The organism is Parabacteroides sp. Y3-G-102, from assembly GCF_023656845.1.
GTDB classification, from domain to species: domain Bacteria; phylum Bacteroidota; class Bacteroidia; order Bacteroidales; family Tannerellaceae; genus Parabacteroides; species Parabacteroides distasonis.
Map to the genome: position 1 here is coordinate 39,316 of NZ_JAMOKU010000004.1, position 24,779 is coordinate 64,094.

The window sequence follows — 24,779 nt, forward strand, 5'->3', positions numbered from 1 at the left end:
TATATCTACTTTCGTAGAATACAAATATCCGTTGCCAATCATGAAGAAGACTCAGCTTATCCCCATCGCTTTATTGTCGGTATCGGCGGTAGCGAACGCCCAGAATGCCAGTCGTCCCCCGAATATCATCTTGTTCTTGGTGGATGATATGGGATGGGAGGATACGTCCTTGCCTTTCTGGACTCAAAAGACGCATTATAATGAAGTATATGAGACCCCGAACATGGAACGATTGGCGAAAGAGGGTATGATGTTTACCCAAGCCTACGCTAGCAGTATCAGCTCGCCTACCCGTTGCAGCTTGATCACGGGGACGAACGCCGCCCGTCACCGGGTTACGAACTGGACACTTTTTAAGGATAAGACGACCGACCGGGAGAGTGATGTGCTTACCCTGCCGGATTGGAATTATAACGGCGTGGCCCAAGTGGGCGGGACGAATAATACGTTTGTGGGTACTTCATTCGTGCAGATATTGAAGAATAACGGATATCATACGATCCATTGCGGCAAGGCGCATTTCGGGGCGATCGATACCCCGGGGGAGGACCCGCATCATTGGGGATTCGAGGTCAATATAGCCGGGCATGCCGCTGGAGGTCTCGCCAGTTACCTCGGCGAGAATAATTACGGGCATACCAAGGATGGTAAACCTTACGCTCCGAACGCTATCCCCGGATTGGAAAAGTATTGGGGAAGCGACACCTTCGCTACGGAGGCTCTAACGCAGGAGGCGATCAAGGCGTTGGACAAGGCTAAGAAATATAACCAGCCGTTTTACCTATATATGTCACATTATGCGATCCATATCCCGATTGATAAGGACAAGCGTTTCTACCAGAAATATATCGATAGGGGGTTAACGGCTAAAGAGGCGGCTTACGCTGCCTTGATAGAGGGTATGGATAAGAGTCTGGGCGATTTGATGGACTGGTTGGAGAAGAATGGCGAGGCGGATAACACGATCGTGATCTTCATGAGCGATAACGGTGGTCTTTCCAGCGAGCCCGGATGGCGTGACGGCGAGATCCATACGCAAAACTATCCCTTGAACAGTGGTAAAGGCTCCGCCTATGAGGGAGGAGTCCGTGAGCCTATGATCGTGCGTTGGCCGGGGGTGGTGAAGCCGGGAAGCAAATGTGATAAATACTTGATTATCGAGGATTTCTATCCTACTATCTTGGAGATGGCAGGCATAAAGGGGTATAAGACCGTACAGCCGATAGATGGCGTCAGTTTCATGCCTTTATTAAAAGGTACGGGAGATCCTTCCGTGGGACGTAGCTTATTCTGGAACTGCCCGAATATATGGGGTAATGACGGGCCGGGAATCGGTCCGACTTGCTCGGTCCGTAATGGAGACTGGAAACTGATCTATTATTACGAGACGGGGAAGAAGGAATTGTTTAATATCCCGGAGGATATAGGGGAACATAATGACGTGGCAAGGCAGCATCCCGATATCGTAAAGCGTCTGTCCGGGGAATTGGGTACGTATTTACGGAAAGTGGACGGGCAACGTCCGTCGTTTAAGGCGACAGGTAAACCGGTTCCTTGGCCGGATGAGATATAATAATTAAAAAAAGAAAGAGCATATGGAGTTTTACAAAGCGGAAGAGAATCGCTATGCGGATATGGTATATCGGCGGTGCGGACGGAGCGGTATCTTATTGCCGGCCGTTTCCTTGGGATTGTGGCACAACTTTGGTAGTGTGGATGTGTTCAGTAATTTTATCCAGATCGCTCACGCCGCATTCGATCATGGCGTGACTCATTTCGACTTGGCGAATAATTATGGCCCGGCCTACGGATCGGCGGAGGAGAATTTCGGCCGGATATTGAAGAAGGGCTTGGGCGCTTATCGGGATGAGATGATTATCTCTACGAAGGCGGGCTACGATATGTGGCCGGGACCGTATGGGAACTGGGGAAGCCGTAAATATTTAATGGCTAGCTTGGATCAGAGCTTGAAACGGATGGGACTGGAATACGTGGATATCTTTTACTCCCATCGTCCGGACCCGGAGACTCCGATCGAGGAGACGATGGGGGCCTTGGCTGATATCGTCCGGCAAGGAAAGGCTTTGTATGTAGGTATCTCCAACTATGACGCGGACCAGACCCGTAAGGCCTTGGTCGTACTGAAAGAACATAAGGTGCCTTGCCTGATTCACCAAGCCCGCTATTCGATGTTCGATCGTTGGACAGAACCGGATTTATTGCCTGTATTGAAGGAAGAGGGTGTGGGTATGATAGCGTTCTCGCCGTTGGCGCAAGGCTTGCTTACGGATAAGTATTTGCGTGGAATCCCGGAGAATTCTCGTGCGGCGAAATCGACCGGCCATTTGCAGACCTCTCAAGTTACCCCGGAGGCCTTGGAAAAGGCCCGTAAGCTAAACGAGGTAGCCGCCCGCCGTGGACAGACCTTGGCGGAGATGGCGCTCGCTTGGTTATTAAAGGACGAACGGGTAACTAGCGTATTAATTGGCGCTAGCTCTGTCGCCCAATTGATGGATAACCTGAAAGCGTTAGATAATATCTCTTTCTCCGGGGAAGAATTGCAGGAGATAGAGAACATCTTAATATAACGTGAATCGTATCCGATTGTAGAGACGGGGCGTGCCCCGTCTCCGCAGCCTGTACAAATTTTAGAATAAATGAAACCGTTCTTATATCAAGTAGCGTCTCTTTTTTACGAGAAATGGGGAGCGGAGGTCAGTCGTCTGGCCTTTGTTTTCCCAAACCGGCGTACGGGACTTTTCTTCCAGAAATATCTCTCGGAGGTAGCCGATACCCCCCTTTTCTCTCCGACAATCCTTACGATCAACGATCTCTTTATCCAGTTGAGCGGAAAACAATCCGCCGACCGGATCAGTATGCTTTTTACCCTGTACGACATCTACATCCGCCAAAGCGGTTCCACTGAGACTTTCGATGAATTCCTGTATTGGGGCGAGATGTTGCTCAACGACTTCGACGATATTGATAAGTACATGGCAAATGCCCGCATGCTATTCAGTAACGTGACGGACCTACGGGAGATAGAGAATGATTTCGATTTCTTAAGTGATGAGCAGATCGCCGCTATCCGTAGTTTCTGGTCCAGTTTTTATCCCCGGGGCGATACGCCGAACCAGCAACAGTTCTTGGCGGTCTGGCAAGTGCTATACGATCTCTATGAGGAATTCCGTGCGACCATGGCCGCCGAGGGAAAAGGTTACGAGGGCATGATCTTCCGGGAGGTCGTGGAAAGCATGGAACGGGGCGAGTCTCCGGATTTACCTTACGAGCAAATTGTCTTCGTCGGTTTGAACGCCTTGTCCGTATCGGAAGAACGTTTCTTAGCCCAGTTGCAGAAGCGGGAGATAGCGGATTTCTATTGGGATTATGTATCCGATAAGGTAACCGATCCGGATAATAAGGCTTCTTACTTCGTCTCCCGTAACTTGAAGAGCTTCCCTTCCTCGATGAAATTACCCTCCGAGGAGAAGGTAAAGACCGAGATCGAAGTGATCGGCATCCCTTCCGGTATCGGGCAGGCCAAGCACGTCTACACCCTGTTGAGCGATTGGTGCAAGGAAGCGGAGATGAGTTCGGAAGAAGCCCTGCGTACGGCGGTGATCTTGCCCGATGAACATCTGCTGATCCCGGTGCTGAACGCCATTCCGGAGCAAATCCGGCGTATCAACGTCACGATGGGTTATCCCTTGGCGGGAACCCCGGTCGCCTCGTTGATCGAGTATATCTTGGCGTTGCAGAAGAACGTACGCTACATAGACCGGAATCCGCTGTTCTATTTCCGTGACGTGCTGCCGGTATTGAACCATCGCTATATCCTCTCCACCTCACCGGAGATTATTTCCTCCTTGGTGAAAGAGATCACGGAGAACAACAAGATCTATATCTCGCATACGGAGTTAGAGAAAACGCCTTTGCTAGAAATCCTGTTCACGCCGGTGACCGGGGTGGAGGCCTTCTCGGACTATCTGATCAAGGTGTTGGAAGAGCTGAACAAGGTTATGTCCGCCCTTTCCGATGAAGAAGAGGAGGACGCTACCCTACGGACGAACGATTTGGAGCAAGAGTTCATCTTCCATTATTTCACCACGGTAAACCGCATGAAAGAGGTAATGAAAGACGCTCGTATAGAGATGAAAATAGATACCTTCTTCCGCCTATTGAAGCGGGTAACCGATACGATCACGATCCCTTTCCACGGCGAGCCGCTTTCCGGCCTCCAGATTATGGGTGTGCTCGAGACCCGTGCCCTGGATTTCGACCGTCTGATTATCTTATCCATGAACGAGGGTATTTTCCCGCAGCGGAAAGCGGCGAACTCCTTTATCCCTTATAACCTACGCAGAGGTTTCGGGTTGCCTACCTACGAGCATCAAGATAGCGTATGGGCCTACCATTTCTATCGTTTGATAGAGCGTGCCAGCCACGTGAGCCTTTTATACGATACCCGCAGCAACGGATTGCAGACGGGAGAGGTAAGTCGCTTTGTCCACCAGTTGCATTATCATTATGAGGTGCCGATGCGAGATAAATTGGTGGTCTATAACGTATCTTCCTCCAAGACCCCGCCATTGGCCGTGCCGAAAAGGGAGGATATCATGCGCCGTTTAGACGCTTACCGGAAAGGGGGGAGCAAGGCGATCTCGGCGAGCGCTATCAATACGTATCTGGATTGCCCGTTGAAATTCTATTTTTCCGTCGTGGAAGGTATCCGAGAAGAAGAGGAGGTGAGCGAGACGATCGAGAGCGATGTATTTGGAAGTATCTTGCATAAGGTGATGGAGGAACTTTACAAGCCGTTCCAAGGGAAGATGGTTACCGTGGATTTGCTGAAAGCGATCCGTAAGGATACGGCCTTGCTTACCGGAGCTATCGCCCGGGCTTTCGCCAGCGAGTTTTTCAAGACAGAGGTGGTTCGCTCCCTTACCGGACAAAACTACCTGATCGGCGAGATGATCCGTAAATACGTGGAGAAGATCTTGGAGCGTGACGGCAAGCTGACCCCTTTCGTTTACATCGAGTCCGAGCGTAAGATAAACGGCTTGATCAGCCTTTCCGACCATTCCGAGATCCGGTTGAAAGGCTTTATCGATCGTGTGGACGAGGTTCTCGACGCTATCCGTATCATCGATTACAAGAGCGGTAGCGGAACTACGACTTTCAGTAGTATCGAGAGCCTATTCAACAAGGAGGAGAAAGATCGTGCGAAAGCCGTGATGCAGGTATTCATGTATTGCTGGATGTACGCCCATTTCACCGAGAACAAGGGAAAGACGATACAACCGGGCATTTATTACGTCCGTTCCCTCTTCTCCGATCCGTTCGACCCATCTGTCTACCATCGTATCGAACGGGGGAAGTCGGAGAAGGTAGAGGATTTCTCCGGTTATGCCCAAGCGTTCGAGGAGGGGTTGCGGGGCTGCTTGGACGAGATCTTCAATCCAGAAATTCCCTTTACGCAAACCCCTACGGGGAAGGCTTGCTCTTATTGTCCGTTCAAGGGTATTTGCGGTAAGTAGCATTTGTCCCGGTACTTCTGGGAGAGTACCGGAGTACTCCTTGTAAAGTACTGTGGTATTTCTCCGGATAGTACTGGAGTACTCCTTACAAAGTACTGCGGTACCTCTTAGGCAGTACTACAGTACTTCTTGCGAAGTACTGAGGCGAGGCTTACTGATGAGGAAGCAATTCCACTATCTTTTCCAAAAAGATCTGATCAGTCTCATCGAAACTATCCGGTTGATCACTGTCTATATCAAGGACAGCGATTACCTTATCCGCCCATATCACGGGAACTACGATCTCAGAGCGTGACGCCGAGCTACAAGCGATATGTCCCGGGAAAGCGTCTACGTCCGGTACGATGATCGTACGGGTCTCCTTCCAGGCCGTGCCGCAGACCCCTTTTCCGTATTTGATTCGTGTACAGGCGATAGGGCCTTGAAAAGGCGCTAATACCAACTGATTGTCTATGACCCGGTAGAAACCTACCCAAAAGAAACCGAAAGTCTGCTTGAGTGCCGCGGCGATGTTCGCCATGTTAGCGATTAGGTCGGTCTCGTTACCTACCAATGAGGCGATTTGCGGGAGCAATGTCTCATACATCTCCTGTTTATCACCGTTTTTAATCCGTAGTTCCTCTGCCATATTTAAACTATTATAAGGTCGCGAATATAAAGAATAAATCGAAATATCCGTATCTTTGCGGCATGACAAAACAAAATTCTCCATTGGTATTAGGGACCGAGCCTATCGGTAAATTACTTACGCAATATGCGATTCCTGCGATTATCGCAATGACAGCTTCTTCTTTATATAATATGGCCGATAGTATTTTTATTGGCCATGGAGTGGGGGCGTTAGCGATTTCCGGCCTAGCCTTGACCTTTCCGTTGATGAACTTGGCGGCCGCCTTCGGTTCGTTGGTGGGAGTCGGTGCCTCTACGTTGGTTGCCGTGAAGCTGGGGCAGAAAGATTATGAGGGGGCGAATAAGGTGTTGGGGAATGTGTTGATCTTGAATGTGGTTCTGGGTGTCGCTTTCACGATCGCTTTCTTGTTCTTGCTTGATCCCGTGCTGTACTTTTTCGGTGCTAGTGAGAACACGATCTCATATGCCCGTGATTATATGCGGATTATTCTGTATGGCAATGTGGTTACGCATATGTATTTGGGATTAAATGCGGTCTTGCGCTCCTCTGGGTTCCCGAAGATGGCGATGTATGCTACGTTGGCGTCGGTTGTTATCAATTGCGCCTTGAATCCGTTGTTTATCTTTGGGTTTGGATGGGGTATCAAAGGGTCGGCTTGGGCGACGGTGATCTCACAGGTGATCTCGCTTACCGGGCAGTTGATCCATTTCTCGAGACCGAAGCAACTCCTTCATTTCAAGAAAGGTATTTATAGGCTGCGCTCGGAGATCGTGAAAGGCATCTTGTCGATCGGTTTATCTCCGTTCTTGATGAACCTTTGTTCCTGCTTGATCGTGATCCTTATCAACCGGGGATTGAAAGAGCATGGGGGAGATATGGCGATTGGCGCTTATGGTATCGTGAACCGTATCGCTTTTCTTTTCGTGATGATTATCATGGGATTTAATCAGGGTATGCAACCGATAGCCGGTTATAATTATGGTGCCCGACTCTATTCCCGGGTGACGGACGTGACCCGTCTGACGATGCGCTGGGCGGTAGGAGTGGCTACGCTGGGGTTCTTGCTATGTCAGTTGGTGCCGTCGTGGATCGTCCGTATGTTTACGAGTGACGGGGAGTTGATCAGTGCCGCCTCTTATGGCCTGCACATCGTCTTCGCCGTATTCCCGATCGTGGGCTTCCAAATGGTGGCGACTAACTTCTTCCTTTCCATCGGCATGTCTAAGAAAGCGATCTTTCTCTCCTTGACCCGGCAGATGCTTTTCTTGATACCCTGTTTAATCATCCTCCCCCCGTTATTCGGAACTCTCGGTGTCTGGATCAGTATGCCTATCGCCGATACGGTGGCGGCGATCGTGACGGCGATCGTGCTTGTGAAACAATTTAAACAATTCAAATATGGAACATAACGTGATATTACCTGCGGAATGGTATCCGCAAAGTGCCGTGCAGCTTACGTGGCCGCATGAGAATACGGATTGGGCCCCGATATTGGACGAGGTGATTCCTTGCTTCGTGGCTATCGCCAAGGAAGTGATCAAGCGAGAGAAGTTATTGATTGTCTGTCCGGACGAGACCGCCGTACGTGAGCAATTGGGTGAGGTTGATTACGACCGTATCATTTTTCGTGAGATGGATACGAACGATACGTGGGCACGGGATCACGGGGGAATTTCCGTCATCGATGAGGGAACGCCCATGCTTTATGATTTCGTGTTCAATGGCTGGGGAATGAAGTTCGCCGCCAATCATGATAATTTGATTACCCGTAATCTTTGTCATATGAAGACCTTCTCCGATGAGGTGGTGCCCGCTAATATGCAACCTTTCGTGCTGGAAGGCGGTAGTATCGAATCGGATGGGAAAGGTACGTTGATGACTACCGTTGAGTGTCTGGCATCCGTAAACCGTAATGAGTATTTGCAACAGGAGGAATTGGAATGTTATTTGAAAGACGTATTTGGCTTGGATCGTATCCTTTGGATTACCAGTGGTTATTTAGCCGGAGACGATACGGATAGCCACGTGGATACGCTCGCCCGTTTCTGTAGCGAGGATACGATCGCTTATGTCCGTTGCGAGGATGAGGAAGACGAGCATTATGAGGAATTGAAGGCGATGGAAGAGGAGATCAAGGAGTTTACTAGGGCGAATGGTGAGCCTTATCGTCTGATTCCACTTCCGATGGCCGATAAGGTGGAATGGGAAGGGGAGCGCTTGCCCGCTACCTACGCTAATTTCTTGATCATGAATGGGGCCGTATTGGTTCCGTTCTATGACTCACCGAAAGATGAGATCGCTAAAGCGGCTTTGCAGGAGGCGTTCCCGGACCGTGAGATCGTGGGTATCAATTGCCTTCCGCTTATCAAGCAACACGGTTCCCTGCATTGTGTAACGATGCAGTATCCAGAAGGCTTTATCGAATAACAACTACAACCAATTAAATATGAAAGTAGGATTAATACAACAAAAGAATACCGCTGATAGAGCGGCGAATATAGAGAAGCTAAAGGTAAATATCCGTAAAGCTGCCCGGGAGGGAGCGGAATTGGTCGTTTTACAAGAACTGCATAACGGCCTGTATTTCTGCCAGACGGAAGATACGAATATGTTTGACTTGGCGGAGACGATCCCCGGCCCATCGACGGAAACCTTCGGTGCCTTGGCGAAAGAATTGGGTATCGTCTTGGTGCTTTCCCTTTTCGAGAAGCGTGCCCCGGGCCTGTACCATAACACGGCCGTCGTCTTGGAGAAAGACGGTACGATCGCCGGGAAATACCGCAAGATGCATATCCCGGATGACCCCGCTTATTACGAGAAGTTCTATTTTACCCCCGGTGATTTAGGCTTTGAGCCTATCGATACCTCTGTGGGGCGTCTTGGTGTGTTGGTTTGCTGGGATCAATGGTATCCGGAAGCAGCCCGTTTGATGGCTATGCGTGGTGCCGAGATGTTGATCTATCCGACCGCTATCGGCTGGGAAAGTAGCGATACGCAGGAAGAGAAGGACCGTCAGCTGGGTGCGTGGGTGACCATACAGCGGGGACATGCCGTGGCGAACGGACTCCCGGTCATTTCCGTAAATCGTACCGGTCATGAGCCGGACCCTTCGGGACAAACGGGCGGTATCCGGTTTTGGGGAAACAGTTTCGTGGCCGGTCCCCAAGGTGAGCTATTAACCGTATTCCCGAATGACGAAGAGGAGGTACGTGTGATAGAGATCGACAAGACTCGCGGTGAGAACGTGCGTCGTTGGTGGCCTTTCTTCCGAGATCGCCGTATCGATGCGTTTGGTGGTTTGACAGAACGATTTTTAGTATAATGACCGAATACACGCAAGAAGAGGCCGTCTTCCGCATGAACGAAATGGGGAAAGCGGGACGGCCTTTCCTTTTTATCATTGATTATAAACGAGAGCGGATCTACGTGGAGAGTCCGAAAGAGATCGCTCCCTCCGAGTTATTGTACGATTTGAACGGCTTTACGAATACAAATCATGAATGTAACTTGCGGGATTCCTCTCATCTTATATCCGGAGAACCTGTTGAATGGCAACCCTCGTATGTTTCTTTCGAGGAGTATGCCCATTCATTCGAGACCGTTGCCCGGCATATCCATGCGGGTAATTCTTATTTGGTAAACTTGACATGCGCTACTCCGGTATATACGAACCTCTCCTTGAAAGATATCTTTTACCATTCCAAGGCGATGTATAAGCTTTGGATGCGGGATCGTTTCGTGGTATTCTCGCCCGAGATATTCGTGCGGACGCGGGATGGTCTCATCTATTCGTATCCCATGAAAGGTACGATCGACGCTACGCTGCCCGATGCCCGGAGACGTATCCTCGATGATCCCAAGGAAGCGGCGGAGCATGCCACGATCGTGGATTTGATCCGGAATGACTTGAGTATCGTAGCCTCCGAGGTTTGTGTTCCCCGGTATCGTTATATCGATGAATTGCGTACGCATAACGGAAGTTTGTTGCAGGTCAGTTCTGAGATAAGAGGCCGGTTGCCGGAGGGATGGAACGGCCATGTCGGGGAGATTTTGTTCAGCCTCTTGCCTGCCGGCTCCATCACGGGCGCTCCCAAGAAAAAGACCTTGGAGATCATCGCCGAGGCGGAAACCTATGAGCGAGGCTTCTATACGGGGGTGATGGGGTATTTTGACGGCCAAGATTTAGACAGCGCCGTGATGATCCGTTTTATGGAACAAGTCTCTCCCCGTTCGTTTATTTTCAAGAGCGGTGGGGGAATCACCTCTAAAAGTGAGGTGAGATCGGAGTATAACGAGATGAAACAAAAAGTATATGTGCCCATCTATTGAGACCTTATCTGGGAGTCCGTTTGTGGAGACGATCCGTATCGAGAAGGGACGGATACATAACCTTCCGTACCATAATGCCCGGATGAACCGTACCCGCAGGGAGCTATTCGGAGCGAGAGAAGAAATTGATCTCGCGGGTTATATTCATCCGGGGCCTCATCAAGAACGTACCAAATGCCGGGTGGAATATACCCGTGAGGTCTTAAAGGTAGAATACGTTCCTTACCGTATGCGTCCGGTTCATTCCTTGCGATTGGTTACATGCGATGAGATCGATTATTCCTATAAGAGTACGGATCGTCAATGCCTAAATGATTTATTCGCCCAACGAGCGGGACATGACGATATCTTGATAATCCGTGACGGTTTGCTGACCGATACTTCCATTTGTAATGTCGCCCTTTGGAATGGCACCTCTTGGATCACTCCCGCACGCCCTTTGTTATGCGGTACGATGCGTGCTTACTTATTGGATAAAGGCTTGGTACAGGCCGGGGATATCCCGGTAGGGGATCTGCCTAAGTATACCCGGATCCGTCTGTTTAACGCCTTGATCGGGTTCGGTGAAATCGATGAGATCACGCGTATATACGTATGACCCTACGCGAGTATCGGCGTAGCCCTGTGCCTATATAGGTAAGGGGTTACACCGATATCCGTGTGGCCTCTTACCTATATAGGCATGAATCAAGGTGTTTCCTAGAACAATATATCCACCTCCATATTGCTGATCCATTCTACCGGACGGCCGGCCACCTTATTGCAAGTGACGGCGAATTTCAAGGGGAGGATAATTCCCAACGGAATGCGTAACCATCCCGGCATATTGAAATTATGGACACCGATCAGGGAACCTAGCTGGATACCGACCGAGGGAGCTACCAAGAAACGGGTCTCGTCATTACGGCGGTCTATACCCATCTCGAAATAACTATACAGGCCGAGGAAACGTTTCGGGGAAACGAATATATCCATGTTATAATTGGCGCCCGCCTTCACGTTCCAGTTCTTGATCGTGTAGGAGGAGGAAGGGGCGTGCATATAATAACCGGAGATCGTAGGGGATACCCAATGAGCGATGTCGCCCGGCTCCATGATCATGCCTTTCCCTTTCCCGAACTTATGCCAATTGATCATGCTGACGTTCAAGCGACCGCCATACGTCATGACACCGTCTCGGTTGCTATGGATCGGCGTACCGATCAGGAACATGAAAGAGTTGGCTACCCTCGACCGGATAAAGTTGCGGGTAAAAGGCTCTTGTACGATCAGCTGTAGCTCATCCTTGCGGTCGGCGACAGAAGCTTCCAAGGGGACGTCATCCAGATCCGTCCCGAAGGGGATCGGGAAATCCTTGATTACCGGGAAACGATCGTAGACGAACTGGGGCAGGTCGTCTCGTTCGGAAGGGATCTCGTTCAAGATATTCTCGCCTGATCCTTCCAAAGCATTCTGGTAAGCTTTCCAGACTTCTACGATAGACTCGCAGGTGGCAGTCACGACTTGGTAGAATACCTTCGTTTCCCGCTCGTAGCTATCGCCTTTCTCCAAAGAATAAGGGTGCTTCTCTGTGACCCGGATATGCCGGTAATCATCGGCCTCGTTGTACTCCATCCTGTTTTGGTTCAGACGTTTATCGCCGTAAGCACTCCATGTCTCGCCTTTTAGGTTAGCGGTCTGTACGGGGATGGTATTGTAGAAATCGTGCAGGCTCTTATTGTTGGATACGGCGGAGGCGGAGAAGCCCCTACGTACCATTTGGTGTCCGGAGGCGAAGGAGTCTTGTAGGAAATGCTCGGCGAAAGCCTCGTACATCGTGGCGTAGAACATAAGGTTGCTCGCCATTTGCGTATCTCCTTTACACATTTCTTTGCCTGCCTCTTGTGCTAGATAGATGGCGAAGATGTGGATGCAGAAATACTTGCTCATGGAGGGCAACTGATTTAATTTATCGAAGACCTTGTTTACTTCCGAGGGGCGTTGAAGGCGGCGGATCAGCTCGGGGTCGATCATCTTCAGATGCTCGTTCAATCCCTTGCCATAGGCGTAGAAGTGGGAGAGATCCTTGATCGCCAGGATACCGTAAGCCAGATTGATGTCGAGCAGCTCCTTGCTGTTGGCTCCGGTGAGGAACTCGTTCATGGCTTGTGTCTCCAAAGCCAGCGTACGGTTCGTCTTGGAGAAATGGGTCTGCAGGCCTGTCTCCAAGAGCATGGGATTTTCCACATGGTCGCCGGCCAATCCGCAAAGCGTACCGTAGGTCACGATATTCGGCAACTGCGTCAGCTCATTCATGGCGTAGGCGTTCGAGCCGGGCATATGCGACATGTTGAGGATTTGCAGCAAGGCGCTATCGGCGACGGCCTCGTTGGGGAAGATCCCGTTTTCCACCAGATAACGCGGGAGAAGGCTCATGGCACGGTCGCCGATCTTACGGTGCTCGGCGAAATCCCATGCGAAGGCCGAACTTGTTATTGCGCTGATACCCATAAGTAGGCATCCGCGGTGAAGAAGTTGTTTAATAGTGTTTCTCTTGTTCATATCTATACTTGTTTATAATTATCTGAATAACTCAAGCGCGAACTTCAACCCGACGCTTTGATACTTGAACTCCTCGAAGCCTAGGAAAAGCGCTATATGAAAAAGGTCGCTACCGATACCATACCCGAGCTCGCTGTAATTCGGCAATACGGGAGTCCATAGCTGGCTGAGGTAGAAACGTTCGGACACGAGGTATTTATGCGCCTTGGGATTGGGCTTGAGGAATCGCAATAGAATGAATGGGCTCTCGTACATGAGGTGCCCTTGAATATATTTGTCGGAGGCATTGTACCAATCCCCACCCAGATTATGAAAGATCCCGCCAAACCGATCGCCCCAAGGCTCGGGGAAATAACGTTTGGCGAAATAGCTGAAATCGGCGAAGTACATGTTATGCTGGTTAAAAAAGAGTCCACCGCTTAGATTGTAACTCAGTCGTTCGGATAAGCCCAGCCGTACGGTCTGGTTCATGCCGGCCTCCATCCGCCAATAATTTCCCGTACAGCCGAGCAGGTCCGGTATACTTCGTGCCAGCTCGATCCGGAAGGTCGGGTAATGGGAATGTAGGTACTCTTTCCGGTAACCGTCCATCCAGTAATATTGCCGGGGCGTGTAGGTAAGGCCGATAACCGGGGTGAACTCATTATGATCCTTTAGATCCAATCCGGTATCCTTATTCTTTTTCACGGGCGTACGATAGTGGTATGCGAGTCCGGCCGAGAGCCGGAAGCCGTTCATCAGTTCTATCTGGTTCATCAGCTTGGCATAGTAGTGCTGGAAATACTTCAAGTTGAGATCTTCGAAACGGATTGGGGTATCTTTTAGGATCTCGTTGATCTGGTGGATCACTTCGGAGGAATAGCTTTGGTTGTCATTGGCTATCGTGAGGTTGAGGATGCCTTGACGCTCGGGGTGATACTCCCAGTCGGTTGTTAGCCGTAGGCGTAGCTCTTTCTCCTTGAATAGGAAACCGATCTCGGGGTGGAAGCGTAGCTGACGGTCATGCTCGAATGTCTTACTGATACGTGCTTCTTGCTTATAGGTGATCCCGTTGCTTCCGAAAGATAGCTGGAACGGGTTGAGAAGGCCGGAATACTTCACACGAGTACTCTTGTAATCCCTGTTGACCGTGCTGGTGAGCCGCTCGCCGAGTTGGAGGTAGCGAGTGAGAGCGCTGCTGTCCGCTTCCGTCCTCACCACGTTCGTTCCGGTGGTGTACAAGGCTTTCTCGTCGGTAGTGAGCGGCTTGTCTCTCCGGCTGTTCCAATAAGTGCTGTCTTGGGTAAAGGAGAGTGTGTCGGAGGTGATCGTATAGTATTGGGTTTGATCGAGCGAGTATAATTTCCTGCTCTCATGGTCTTCCTCTACCCAAGAGATCGATTTATAGCGGAAAGCGGCGTGGATGTCGCTCTCTATCCGGTTGCCTAGGGCATGGTAGCAGACTTGCAGGTCAGCCTCTTCCGGGAGGATGAAATGCTTCTCGTCACGGTTGAAACGTATGCTTAGGTTGAACTCGGAGAAAGAGGAGTGCCCTTGTATCTCGATACGGTCGATGGTCCAGAGTTCGTCGGTTACGTACAGGTTTCCGGATAGTAGTTTCTGGCTCCATTGGCGAGGGGTGAAACGGATGTTATACACAGGGATGCCGGAGATCGTGTCTGTGCCTTCCTGCCGAAACGTGTAATATTTGAAAGCATCGGGCGAGAGTGGCATGATGATTCCCTTATTGTAGATCGTGGGGGAGTAGACGTTCAAGTTGACGAATGAGGCTATCTCCTTGTAATGTCTTCCGGCGGCGAGATGGCTGCTGTTGATGGCTACAATCTTGTTGCGATAATGGTTGGGAGCGTCGTAGCGGGTGAGGCCACTCATCTCGAAGAAGGCATCGCGGGGATGACGCTCTATCGGGAAGACCAGATAGGCGTATTGTAGCAGCTTGTTCTTCCGGGGAACGTGCGTACGGCCTTTCACGTAGGTCTCCGCTTCATAGCTCTCGAGGACGTGCTCGTAGATGGGGGCTTGATGGATTACCTGCCGCATGATGGAGTCGGCTCGTGTGACGAGTGTCTTCTCTTGTGCCCGCAGGTCTGAATGGACTAGCGGGCACAGAAGAAGTATGGATAGTAGAATAAGGTGTCCCGTCTCGATCCTCATCCTGTCAATGTATGGCGAAGGTTGGGCATACTAATGCGCAAAGATGGCAGCCGACACATTTTTGCTCGTCTATCACCGGTTTGCGCATAGAGGTGAAACGGATAGCTTGATGTCCACCGTCGTTACAGGAAACGAAACAGCGTCCGCAGCCGAGGCATAGGCTGTTATCTACTGTCGGGCGGTGTATCTGCGTACGTTCCAGTTTCTCGGGGGGTACGATGTTCGGTAAAGCGATACCTATGAGATCGGATAGGGTTTTATATCCGTTCTCTTGCATGAACAGTCGTAACCCTTCGCATAGATCGTCGATGATCCGGAAGCCGTATTGCATCACGGCGGTACATATCTGTAGGTTCGTGCAGCCTAGTAGCAGGAAATCGAGGGCATCCCGCCAAGTCTCTATACCGCCTATCCCGCTGATAGGCATCTTGCCGGCAGAAGGATCGCTCGCCAGCTCATGTATGAACCGGAGAGCGATAGGGCGCACGGCTTTCCCCGAATAGCCGGACACGCTGCTCAGTCCGCAGACAACGGGCCGGGCCGTAAGCGCTTTCTCATCGATACGGGTGATACATTTGATGGTGTTGATGGCGGCTATCCCGGTGGCTCCTCCTTCGTGGGCGGCGAGCGCCACGGGTGTCATCTGCCCGATATTCGGTGTCATCTTCGCTAGTATCGGCAGATGGGTACCCCGGCGTGTGGCGGCGGTGAACCGGCGTACCAGTTCCGGGCTTTGTCCTACGTCACTGCCCATCCCTTCTTGCGTCATTTGTGGGCAAGAGAAGTTGCACTCAATGATATCGGCCCCGGCCTGCGTGGAGTATTGGGCGAGCCGTGTCCACTCATCGTCTGTCCGTCCCATGATGGAGGAGATGATTAATTTGTCAGGATAGCGTTGCTTGAGGCGATAGAGAGTATCGAAATTCTCTTCGACAGGGGCTTCCGACAATTGTTCCATGTTCTTGAATCCGATGAAAGGCACGCCATCCACCTCCATTTGGTCGAAGCGGGGGGATACCTCATGGCTCGGATAGAATGATATCGTCTTGAAGCAGATACCGGCCCAACCGGCTTCGAGGGCCCGGACGCACATCTCGTAATTATGGGCTACGGGCGAGGAGGCCAGTATAAAGGGGTTGGCGCAGCGGATGCCGCAAAAGTCGATCGCCAAGTCCGGAGACGAAGTGAGGGGAGAACTATCCGTCGGGTTTGGCATATCTTGTAATTGCCGTACGATCTGGGTGATGGATATCGCCCGGTCGGTTCGTCCGCGGAGGCAGGCCTTCTCGCAAGGATGCCCGTCGCAATCCTTGCAGGCTTCCATCCGGTAGGCCCGGAGGATAGCTCCCGCTAGGTTGTCCATTTTACAGGCCCGCAGCAAGCGGCCCGGATCTAGTCCGGGCTTGCATGCCTTCGTGCAGACAGGGTCATCGCACAGATAACAGCGATTCGATTCTTCCGTTAGGAGGCGTTTTCTCTGGAGGAGGTTTGTCTTCATGGCTTCTAACTGTATTATCTCACTACTTTCTGTACTTTCCGGTAACGTTCGGTCACGACCTCCACGGTGTACAGGTGTCCGGGCAGGCTGAAGATTGCTTTTCCGGATACCGCTTGCTGGTGACCGGTTAACGTGCCGTTCATGCTGTAGACGTTGACGGTGGCTCCCGGCAGGCAATCTACCGTAAGCATGCCGTCGAGGAAGCGGATAGACAGGGGCTCGTCGGTCGTTACCTCCTCATTGCCAGTGGCGCTCACGTCACCTCGTACATAGGTGATGTTGTTGATGTCCCACGCCAATACGAAGGGTTTGTCGCTGTTTACCATGAAGGGAAAGGTGTCGGTGCCGAAGCTGATCTTCCGTTCGAGTAGCTTGGGGTAGTACTGGTCACGGAGCGTGTTCGACTTCTCGGCAGTGAGCAGATAGAGGGTGGATGAGAAGGACTCGGCTGTCTCTTCCGGCCTGACGTGCTTGTCCGTGCGTCGTATCTTCGAATAGGATGCGCTGATACCCTGCGAGGTTGTCGCCGTGGTCTGGTCTGTCCATTCCCAAGAACTTTGGTTCTCCAGTTGGAAGAAGGGGAATTTCAAATCCATAAGGCTGATGGCACCTTTGGTCTGACTGTCGGAGATTGTGCCGCTGGTTTCCAGCGTCATGTCGATCCGTTCGGAGTTGAGGCTGAAGTTGACGGACTTGCTGACATTTGGCTCGCTGGCGGTCATGGTGAGGATCTCACGGGCCTCCCAGTCTCCAAGTTTGCTTGGATTGTCTATGCGGAAAGGCTCTAGGTCGAGAGGCACTTCTACTTGTTTGATACTCTGCCGTGTCATGTAAGTATAGCTGAATATGGGCATTCGTACACTCTGTCTCCGGGTGGGGGAGAGGTATTCTAGGTCGCAACGGGTCAGAATGGGTACAGAGTAGAGGGCGATGGCCCGGTAGTCTGCTGTGTCGTTTGCTTCGAAGGTAACGGTGATGGACTCGGACTGGCTTGTTACTTCCTCGTGTTGTTTCTGGAAGGAGTATCCGCCGCCGAATGCTGCCGTGAGTTTGTCCGTATGCGGCCCGAAGGAGCATTTGAGATCGCTCTTGTAGAGCCGACTCACGGAGTTGCTGGTGCCCGATCCCATGGTGAAGGAGAGGCTGGAGGCTACGCCGAGATCCTTGAACCAGTCGTTATTATCCACTATCGTTGGAGGTGGTCCTTCGATGATGCCGATGAGACGCACGAGGTTACGTAGCTCGCTGTTGCCGAACAGGGCCTTCTCGTCGTTGAAGGAACTGCGTCTCTCCACGATCTCGTTGGAGCGGATGGAGGCGATGTAGGCGTGCTTGTACCAATGGTATGGAGTCTGGTTACCTCGCAGCAGGTAGATATATTGCTTGTAGTAGAGCCCTCCGCCGGGAGCTGTCTCGGTGGTAGGATCTGCTGCGGTGGCTACGACCGTGTAGCCGTAGGGCAGGTCGGTGTAGATGGGTGCGTCGGTGGCGAAGCTGTTGCTGCCGGGGTAGAATTTCTTTAGGAAGTGTTCGCCCGTTCCCTTGCCATCATAGGTACAGTAGCTGAAGATCAGGGGATTTGAGGAAGCTTTGTAGCCGCTGGTATTGTCGGCTGCGTAGCTTTCTATATCGGCTTGGATGAGCTTGAGCGAGAAGGTCTTCGAGCGTCCTATGTCGTGATGTGCGTATTCTTCCCAGTTGGAGGGCCATGTGTTATCCTTGCCATACTCGCCGCTGTAGCTGAATGCCTCGAAGGTACCGCTCTTGAGCCGGCCTATGATGAGTTTCTCCACGTTCTTTTTCTCGGTGTCGTCGTAGCCGTACCACGAGGTGGCGTCCCAGTGGTCGTCGGGATCGTATTCCATTGATATGCCTGTTGAGCCTTTTAGCTCGATATTATCGTGTCCGGCGTTGCGCACGGTGCCGCACCAGTCCCAGCCGCTGTTCAGCTCGGGGTCGCCGTATTGGTAGACTTGCAGTTTCTTGTTGGTGCGGCGGTGTAGGATGACGCAGATCTTGTCACGGTAGATGGTGGCGGCGAAGTTGGCGTAAGTTTTCCCGTCATCGAGCATACGAGTTTTCTTGTATTCTCCCTTTTTCATATCCACCTCGCCGATCCATATCTGGCCATTGGTATTATTCTTCCAGAGCACGTAGAAGCGATTGCGGTATACGATGATCTCGGCATCTTGGTATACGCCGAAATCATTGAGAAAGATCATTTTCTTACCGGTGTCGCCAACGGTGGATTGTTCCATTGTCCGGGTCTCGCCGTTCACCTCGAAAGCGATGAGGCGTATGGATGAGGGGCCGTTATTATCTATGTAGACCCCGTAGAGCTTCCCTTGGTAGTATTGTGCGTCGGTGAAGCAGTAATAGGCACCTCCGTCTTTATCCATATTGTGGAATTCTTTCACCTTATACAGTTCGGGATGTTGGCTGATCTGTGCCTTGACGGTGGTGGTAGAGGCACAGATAAGCAAAAATATGGCGATCAGCCGTATCGCTTGTGCTTTGAGTGTCGTTCTCATGTATATATCTGTTTAAGAGGTTTAGAAACTGATATTGAATTGTAACTGTACGGACTGCCTCTTGCCGAAGCTTCCGTTTACTCCGAGCGAGATGTTGTCAGCGAGGAAATAGTTCACCCCGGCCAAAGCGTACAGCTTGTGACGGGCGTGGAAGGTCTCGTCGATACGAACGGTATAGTCCTCGCCGGCATATGTCTTGGTGAACTCGTACCGGTCTTTCATCGTGTAGTCCTTGTAGAGGATCCCGGCATAGGGCACGAAATTGCCCAGTGCGTATCCGGCCACCACGGGCACGGCCCACTCTAGGTAACGGCGGTTGAGGCTGAGGTCTCGCAAGGGGATGGTCTTGCCTTGGTAATACACCTCGGTGGTCATGTTATCGCTGTTGGCATAGCGCACGCCGGGTTGGGTAGACATGAAAAAGCGGTCGGTGAAGGCATAGCCGTAACCTAGCCCTCCGCTGTAGATGGGTACCATGTTCTTGCTGAAGATGGTACTGCTTAGGTCGTCATCATCTCGGAAAGTCTCCTCGTGGGTGAAGTTGGTGGTACCGATGCCTGCCCACAGGCTGAGATTGTCCCATACACGATAGGAGAGGCGCAGGGAAATACTGTTCATGATGAGTCGGTGACTTACCGAGTGATTGTCCTCGTCGATTTGTTCGGATGTCCAATTCTCCGGGTTTCCCATCTGTCCATCTTCATCCACGCCAAATGACGTGGTGGAGAGCCAAGGGGTACTGGTATCGTGACTTCCGTTGATCTGTAAGTTGAAACGTTTTTCCCCCGTAGGATATTTGTCTAAGGGGATCAATATATCCGCCTTGGCTTGATAGACAGTAAAAACGGATAAGAGTAGGAGTGTAAAATGTCTCATATCGCTATTTATTTAGTTGAATCATTTACGTTGTTATAATATAGGTTGGCGAAGTACTCGATGGGAGTGTTGCCCGTCACCTCCTTGAATTGGCGGTAGAAAGAGGTACGGGAGGTAAACCCAGCCGTCTTGTATAACTCCTGCGGCTCTTGTGTGAGGCACTTGGAAAATTCCCGTATGAGGTACTCTACCCGATAGATAGCCAGCCAGCGACTGAAGTTCATACCCGTCTGATTGTTCAAGGTAGAGGATAGCCGGGTACGGTTCGTGCAAGCGAGGTTGGCCAACTGGCACAAATTGAACTGTGGATCGAGATAAGGCTTCTTATCCTCCATGATTTGTAAGATGCGGGCATATAGCCTGCGTTCGATTAGGGATGGCTTTTGCTTTTCTTCCATATTGGTACTGTCTTAAGTAACCCGCATAAGAGGGACTTGCGAGGTCAAATATAGACAGTCCCATTTGGTAAATCAAGGGATGAGAAAAGATGCGAACGTATTGAAACTTGATCCGAACGATCTGGTACACCAAAGGCCGTAAAGCCCCTGCATCAAAGGCTAGACACGTACTTTAACAGATTATTTGCCGGTCTCTTTTCGTACGTTTCTGTATTGGTTGGGCGTAAGTCCGGTGACTTGCCGGAACTGCCGGAAGAAGGAGGTTCGGGAGGTGAAGCCTGATTCGGAGGCTAGTGCGGTGATGTCGCTGTCGGGACGTAGGGCGACGAGCGAAAGGAGGTGGTGTACCCTGTATTCAGCCAGCCAACGACTAAAGTTCATTCCCGTCTGCCTATTGAGGGTGGTGGATAGTTGTGTTCGGTTAGTACCCACTAGACGGGAGAGGGTCACAAGGTCGAGATTAGGATTTAAGAAAGGCTTTTGCTCTTTCATAACTGATAGGATTCGTTGATATAGGAGATTATCAGATTTTGTTGTGACCTCGGTGTTTGCCTCTGAATGATCTGGTAACTTTATTTGTGGCCGGGAGATTAGCGGAAGCGGATCGTGTATTAGCAACCAAGCCGCATGATGGCTTATCAATAAATCGAATAACTGGCGTAGGCGACGGCGATGATTTCTCCACCAAAGGTATCCTCCGGTTAGGATAGCCATGAGCAAAATAATGACTCCGGTAAGGATATACTGGATGAGCCGTGCCTGTTCCGCCTCCACCTTCTGACTTTTTAAGCGGGTGGATAATAGTTCGTTTTGCAGGCTTTCGCTGATCATCTTTCTGCGTATGTTCATTTGCTCTTGGGCATAATGGGATTGTAGGGAGTCTGCCCGGTTTGCCTGTTGGATGGCTTCCGATTGATTTCCGGTCGCATAATGGCATTCGGACAACATACGTGCCACACGCACCTTATATTCCTCGATATTGTCTTTGTTCCTCAAGAGAGGCGTGGCGACATTATTGAATGAGACTCTGTCTAATTCCTCCAATACGGATAGTGCCTCTTTGTTTTTTCCATGTTTCCGGAGAGAGACGGCGTATTCCATGAAGAGTTGATATTGCAGATAGCTGATCGTGTGTATTTGGTGTTTCGCCTGAAAGTGGCGGATATCGGTAATGCATCGTTGGGTCCATTCCTCCGCTTCGGCGGTCTTTCCCGTACGGCTTAATGCTATAGCTTTTACTAAGTGAGGAGAGCTTATCACTTTATATTTCAAGTTCACCAATGCTGAATCCGCATAGATGAGTGCTTGGGGATATAATCCACATTCAAGACAAGCGCTAGCCGCCGTGATATACCAGTTTTGAGGATTTATATATGCATATTTTCGTGCCTCGTTTATCCATCGCTCGCATTCTGCGGGTTGGCGTGTCTGTGCGTGAAGAAATGCCATACGCAGGTGATTCATGAGAAGGTGCTTGTCTTTTATGCGGATGGCATAAGGTTTCATGCGGTCGAGTAGCATTCTCGCATGGGCCGTGTCCTGTAATCTGCAATAGCGGGTGTATATGATTTGGCGGGTTGCCAGCAAAAGCGAGTCATTCCCTATTTCTTGGGCATGGGTTTCTATCTCTTCGCATAGCTGGTCGTTCAAGGGACCGCTCAACAAAGAATAATCATTCAGTTGCGCTATTTGCTGATCCAATTGCTGCTTGGGTGGAAGAAGAGAGTGGGAGTCGCAGGCGTAAAGGACTGACAGTAGGAATATGTAAAGTATGCTTGTTTTCATGATGTCATAGTTTTATTTGTAATTCCAGACCGAAAAAAGGCTGGGTATTTTGTTGAAGGTAAGATCTCGTGCTGGCCGAATAGCGAGTGGGGCGTAAATCGGCGAGGTTGTTGGCAAAGAATGCCAGCGTGATGTGCTCTCCGAAAGCTTTGTTTACCCGGATATTCAGCATACCATATGGTTTATAAGAGTTTGGCAGGAATCGTTCCGGCGCGGTGGTGGAGAGTAAAGGCGCGAAGGCTGGATCCTCTTTCTGTGTCTCGGTGAACGAATGTATGATTCCGTCTGTTCCACACCAATATAGGGGCCATACATTCTCGCCAGTGCTACCGTTGTAGAGCGTACGATATTTATAGAGCCATATCATTTGCCACGTAAGGGTAGTGACCAGTCCGATTCTGGGGATGCGCGTGATGAAACGGAAGTTCGTGGAGATGATCTCCGAACGACTTTCATTTCCCGGTCCGCCTTGCTTGTCGTAAAAACCTACGTAGGGGTATTCTGTTTTATCTGTGTACTGGATCGGCCAGATCCCGTTAAGGGCCGTATTCTTTTCTCGTACATATAACCAGATCCCGTCTACGATTAGGGAGGTACGCAAGGGTGAGAAAGTCCCGAGGTCCGCTACCATCTCGATCCCATGTTTCTTCCTATGGAGTGTATTGACTGGTACAGATACCGGCGTGTAACTATATTTCTCTTGATAAGGGACAACCTTACCGTTCACCCATACCTGTCCATCTTTGTATTCAGGACGAAGTTGGGCGGTTGATAGATAATCATATTCCCGATAGCTGAACGGAATATATTGCGCCGAGGAGGAAAAGCCATCCGTTTGTTTCTCGAAAAAAGCGGTCATGTCTAGTCGGATGGCCGGAGTCTTCCCTATAAGGCCAACCTCTATCTTTCGATTTACGGTAGGTTTTAATTTCATATTTCGTTCCATTCCGGGGGCATGTGTCGTGAGAATACCAAGGGTGTTTCCACTTTCATTGCTATCATTATAATAGAAAGAGACCTTATCATTATAAATAGCTTCCGGGTAGAGTTTATCCAATGTCGGCATGAAACTGATCCATCCGAGCCCACCTTTTAAACTCAATGTATAGCCGGAGGGAGAGGAGAAGAGAGACCATAAGAGATTCAGGCGAGGTTCTGTCTGATAGATTAAGGCATAATCCCGGCTTTTCAATCCTTGATTTCTTAATCCGGCTTCTACATGGAGGTTGGAAGTCCGGTATGTGGCCTCAATGAAGCCACCGAACGTATGCAAGGACGGGATTTCCCGGAATGAGCGGGGACGGATAGATGTAGAAGGAGGCCTCTGCCGATCGAAATCCCTGCCTCGCCCTTCGTTACCCTCACTACGGTATGAGAATCCGGCTACTAAGCTGATCTCCCTCCCTTGTCGTAGAGGGAATAAGGTAGACGCCAGCATCTCGGTTTCTACATAAAAAGGTTGGCTTTCATTGACTAATGTGTACATGTAGTTTGAGGATAAAACACGGGCTTCCCATTCGCCGCTCTCTTTCTGGTCTGTATAAAGCTGGCTAGAGGCATTGTTGACCTGACTCTTTGTTTGTTTGCTTTTTTGAAGGGAACCGTCTATTCTCAGAGACAGCTTCTTGAGCCAACGTCGGTCGGGTTGCCATTCCCCTTGTATGGAAAATCGCTGATCCAATCGTTGTCTTTGCGTATGATTCTGCTCGTTGACGAATTGCTTTTCCTTTCCTATGCGAGAGGTGTAAGTAAGGCTTAATTCTAGTTTTTTCCCTGCGGGCAACCAATGGTAAAGGTTTGCCAAGCGTATGCCGCCGGTATGGAAATCGCCTTGGCTGGTATAGTCCGCTAACAGGTTGAGCGTATGGCCTTGTGGGGAGATACAGAAGCCTTTTCCAAGCATATATTGTTTCAGTTTCGGATTGTAACGTATGCTGGTGGAGAGAGGCATTCTACCTTGATGAGTCTTGAGTAATAATACGCTATTTGTTAAGTTTCCGTACCGGGCAGAAGGTATTCCTCGGATGATTTCCGCCTCTTTCACTTGGTTGAGAGATAGAAAACGGGCATCATATCCTTCGTAAGGCTCGTTGATGCCGGTGTTGAAATGAAGAGGAGAGCCGTCTACCCATATTTGGGCACCCATAGCTGCGTTCTTATGAAATTGGTTTACCCCGTTCTTTAAAGAAACCTCCCGCACTGAGAAATATTGTGCGTCTGTCACCCCAGAATTATTGGTGAGACCTCCCGGTAATAATTGTGTCAGATCAGAGATCGTGATCGGTTGCGTATGTTCCAACGTTGACGCTGGAAGCAAGGAAACCGTACCCGGAGTCTTAGACTCGATGGCTGTTACCAAAATGTTGGGTAAATAGAAGGACAGAGTATCCGGTTGCTTTTGCCCGTGAAGGTAATTGCCCGGATGAAGTGATGACAATAAGAGAAATATCGTCACGATCTTTATTGGTATTTTGTACAAAGTTGAGTAACGCATAGTAT

17 protein-coding genes are annotated in these 24,779 nt (G+C 50.4%); 8 read left to right on the forward strand and 9 right to left on the reverse strand.

Features of this window, described 5'->3' with window-relative positions; all coding sequences use genetic code 11:
* Positions 1–40: 40 nt before the first annotated feature.
* The 3 genes from NBH16_RS02890 to NBH16_RS02900 all read left to right on the forward strand — a co-directional run bounded on the left by NBH16_RS02890 (position 41) and on the right by NBH16_RS02900 (position 5,537).
* Positions 41–1,573, forward strand: coding sequence for a sulfatase (locus NBH16_RS02890; protein ID WP_196009411.1), 1,533 nt, complete (start codon positions 41–43; stop codon positions 1,571–1,573).
* Positions 1,574–1,595: 22 nt separating this feature from the next.
* On the forward strand, positions 1,596–2,588 hold the full coding sequence (gene mgrA / locus NBH16_RS02895) for an L-glyceraldehyde 3-phosphate reductase (protein ID WP_250788081.1): 993 nt from the start codon (positions 1,596–1,598) through the stop codon (positions 2,586–2,588).
* Between the two features lie 69 nt (positions 2,589–2,657).
* On the forward strand, positions 2,658–5,537 hold the full coding sequence (locus NBH16_RS02900) for a PD-(D/E)XK nuclease family protein (protein ID WP_250788083.1): 2,880 nt from the start codon (positions 2,658–2,660) through the stop codon (positions 5,535–5,537).
* Positions 5,538–5,688: 151 nt separating this feature from the next.
* Here NBH16_RS02900 and msrC read toward each other — a convergent pair whose 3' ends face one another.
* Positions 5,689–6,165: a free L-methionine (R)-S-oxide reductase MsrC gene (gene msrC / locus NBH16_RS02905; protein WP_005862159.1), complete on the reverse strand. Its 477-nt coding sequence runs from the start codon at positions 6,163–6,165 to the stop codon at positions 5,689–5,691.
* 62 nt (positions 6,166–6,227) lie between these two features.
* Here msrC and NBH16_RS02910 point away from each other — a divergent pair, with 62 nt between their 5' ends.
* The 5 genes from NBH16_RS02910 to NBH16_RS02930 are packed head-to-tail and all read left to right on the forward strand — an operon-like array spanning position 6,228 to position 11,095.
* Positions 6,228–7,577 (forward strand): MATE family efflux transporter, encoded by a 1,350-nt coding sequence (locus NBH16_RS02910; protein ID WP_250788085.1) that lies wholly within the window; start codon positions 6,228–6,230, stop codon positions 7,575–7,577.
* Positions 7,567–8,595, forward strand: coding sequence for an agmatine deiminase family protein (locus NBH16_RS02915; protein ID WP_129984408.1), 1,029 nt, complete (start codon positions 7,567–7,569; stop codon positions 8,593–8,595). The genes NBH16_RS02910 and NBH16_RS02915 overlap by 11 nt, the downstream gene beginning before the upstream one ends.
* A gap of 19 nt (positions 8,596–8,614) precedes the next feature.
* Positions 8,615–9,490: a carbon-nitrogen hydrolase gene (locus NBH16_RS02920; RefSeq protein WP_087342804.1), complete on the forward strand. Its 876-nt coding sequence runs from the start codon at positions 8,615–8,617 to the stop codon at positions 9,488–9,490.
* Positions 9,490–10,497 (forward strand): aminodeoxychorismate synthase component I, encoded by a 1,008-nt coding sequence (locus NBH16_RS02925; protein ID WP_048927335.1) that lies wholly within the window; start codon positions 9,490–9,492, stop codon positions 10,495–10,497. The genes NBH16_RS02920 and NBH16_RS02925 overlap by 1 nt, the downstream gene beginning before the upstream one ends.
* Positions 10,481–11,095, forward strand: a complete 615-nt coding sequence (locus tag NBH16_RS02930; RefSeq protein WP_057326277.1) for an aminotransferase class IV family protein — start codon at positions 10,481–10,483, stop codon at positions 11,093–11,095. Before NBH16_RS02925 ends, NBH16_RS02930 begins: the two co-directional genes overlap by 17 nt.
* A gap of 101 nt (positions 11,096–11,196) precedes the next feature.
* Here NBH16_RS02930 and NBH16_RS02935 read toward each other — a convergent pair whose 3' ends face one another.
* The 8 genes from NBH16_RS02935 to NBH16_RS02970 form a co-directional block, all read right to left on the reverse strand.
* On the reverse strand, positions 11,197–13,038 hold the full coding sequence (locus tag NBH16_RS02935) for a hypothetical protein (RefSeq protein ID WP_057326276.1): 1,842 nt from the start codon (positions 13,036–13,038) through the stop codon (positions 11,197–11,199).
* 18 nt (positions 13,039–13,056) lie between these two features.
* Complete coding sequence (locus NBH16_RS02940; protein ID WP_227713770.1) at positions 13,057–15,192, reverse strand: DUF5686 family protein; 2,136 nt, start codon at positions 15,190–15,192, stop codon at positions 13,057–13,059.
* A gap of 4 nt (positions 15,193–15,196) precedes the next feature.
* Positions 15,197–16,690: an NAD-dependent dihydropyrimidine dehydrogenase subunit PreA gene (gene preA, locus NBH16_RS02945; protein ID WP_250788087.1), complete on the reverse strand. Its 1,494-nt coding sequence runs from the start codon at positions 16,688–16,690 to the stop codon at positions 15,197–15,199.
* Between the two features lie 14 nt (positions 16,691–16,704).
* Complete coding sequence (locus tag NBH16_RS02950; RefSeq protein ID WP_057326274.1) at positions 16,705–19,221, reverse strand: hypothetical protein; 2,517 nt, start codon at positions 19,219–19,221, stop codon at positions 16,705–16,707.
* A gap of 21 nt (positions 19,222–19,242) precedes the next feature.
* Positions 19,243–20,097, reverse strand: coding sequence for a hypothetical protein (locus tag NBH16_RS02955; RefSeq protein WP_057326273.1), 855 nt, complete (start codon positions 20,095–20,097; stop codon positions 19,243–19,245).
* Positions 20,098–20,105: 8 nt separating this feature from the next.
* A complete protein-coding gene (locus NBH16_RS02960; protein ID WP_005862182.1) occupies positions 20,106–20,495 on the reverse strand; it encodes a helix-turn-helix domain-containing protein in 390 nt (129 codons plus the stop codon).
* A gap of 180 nt (positions 20,496–20,675) precedes the next feature.
* The gene (locus tag NBH16_RS02965) at positions 20,676–22,280 is read right to left on the reverse strand and encodes an AraC family transcriptional regulator (protein ID WP_057326272.1); all 1,605 of its coding nucleotides are present in this window, start codon (positions 22,278–22,280) and stop codon (positions 20,676–20,678) included.
* A 4-nt stretch (positions 22,281–22,284) separates the two neighbouring features.
* On the reverse strand, positions 22,285–24,774 hold the full coding sequence (locus NBH16_RS02970; protein WP_284705617.1) for a TonB-dependent receptor plug domain-containing protein: 2,490 nt from the start codon (positions 24,772–24,774) through the stop codon (positions 22,285–22,287).
* Positions 24,775–24,779: the final 5 nt, after the last annotated feature.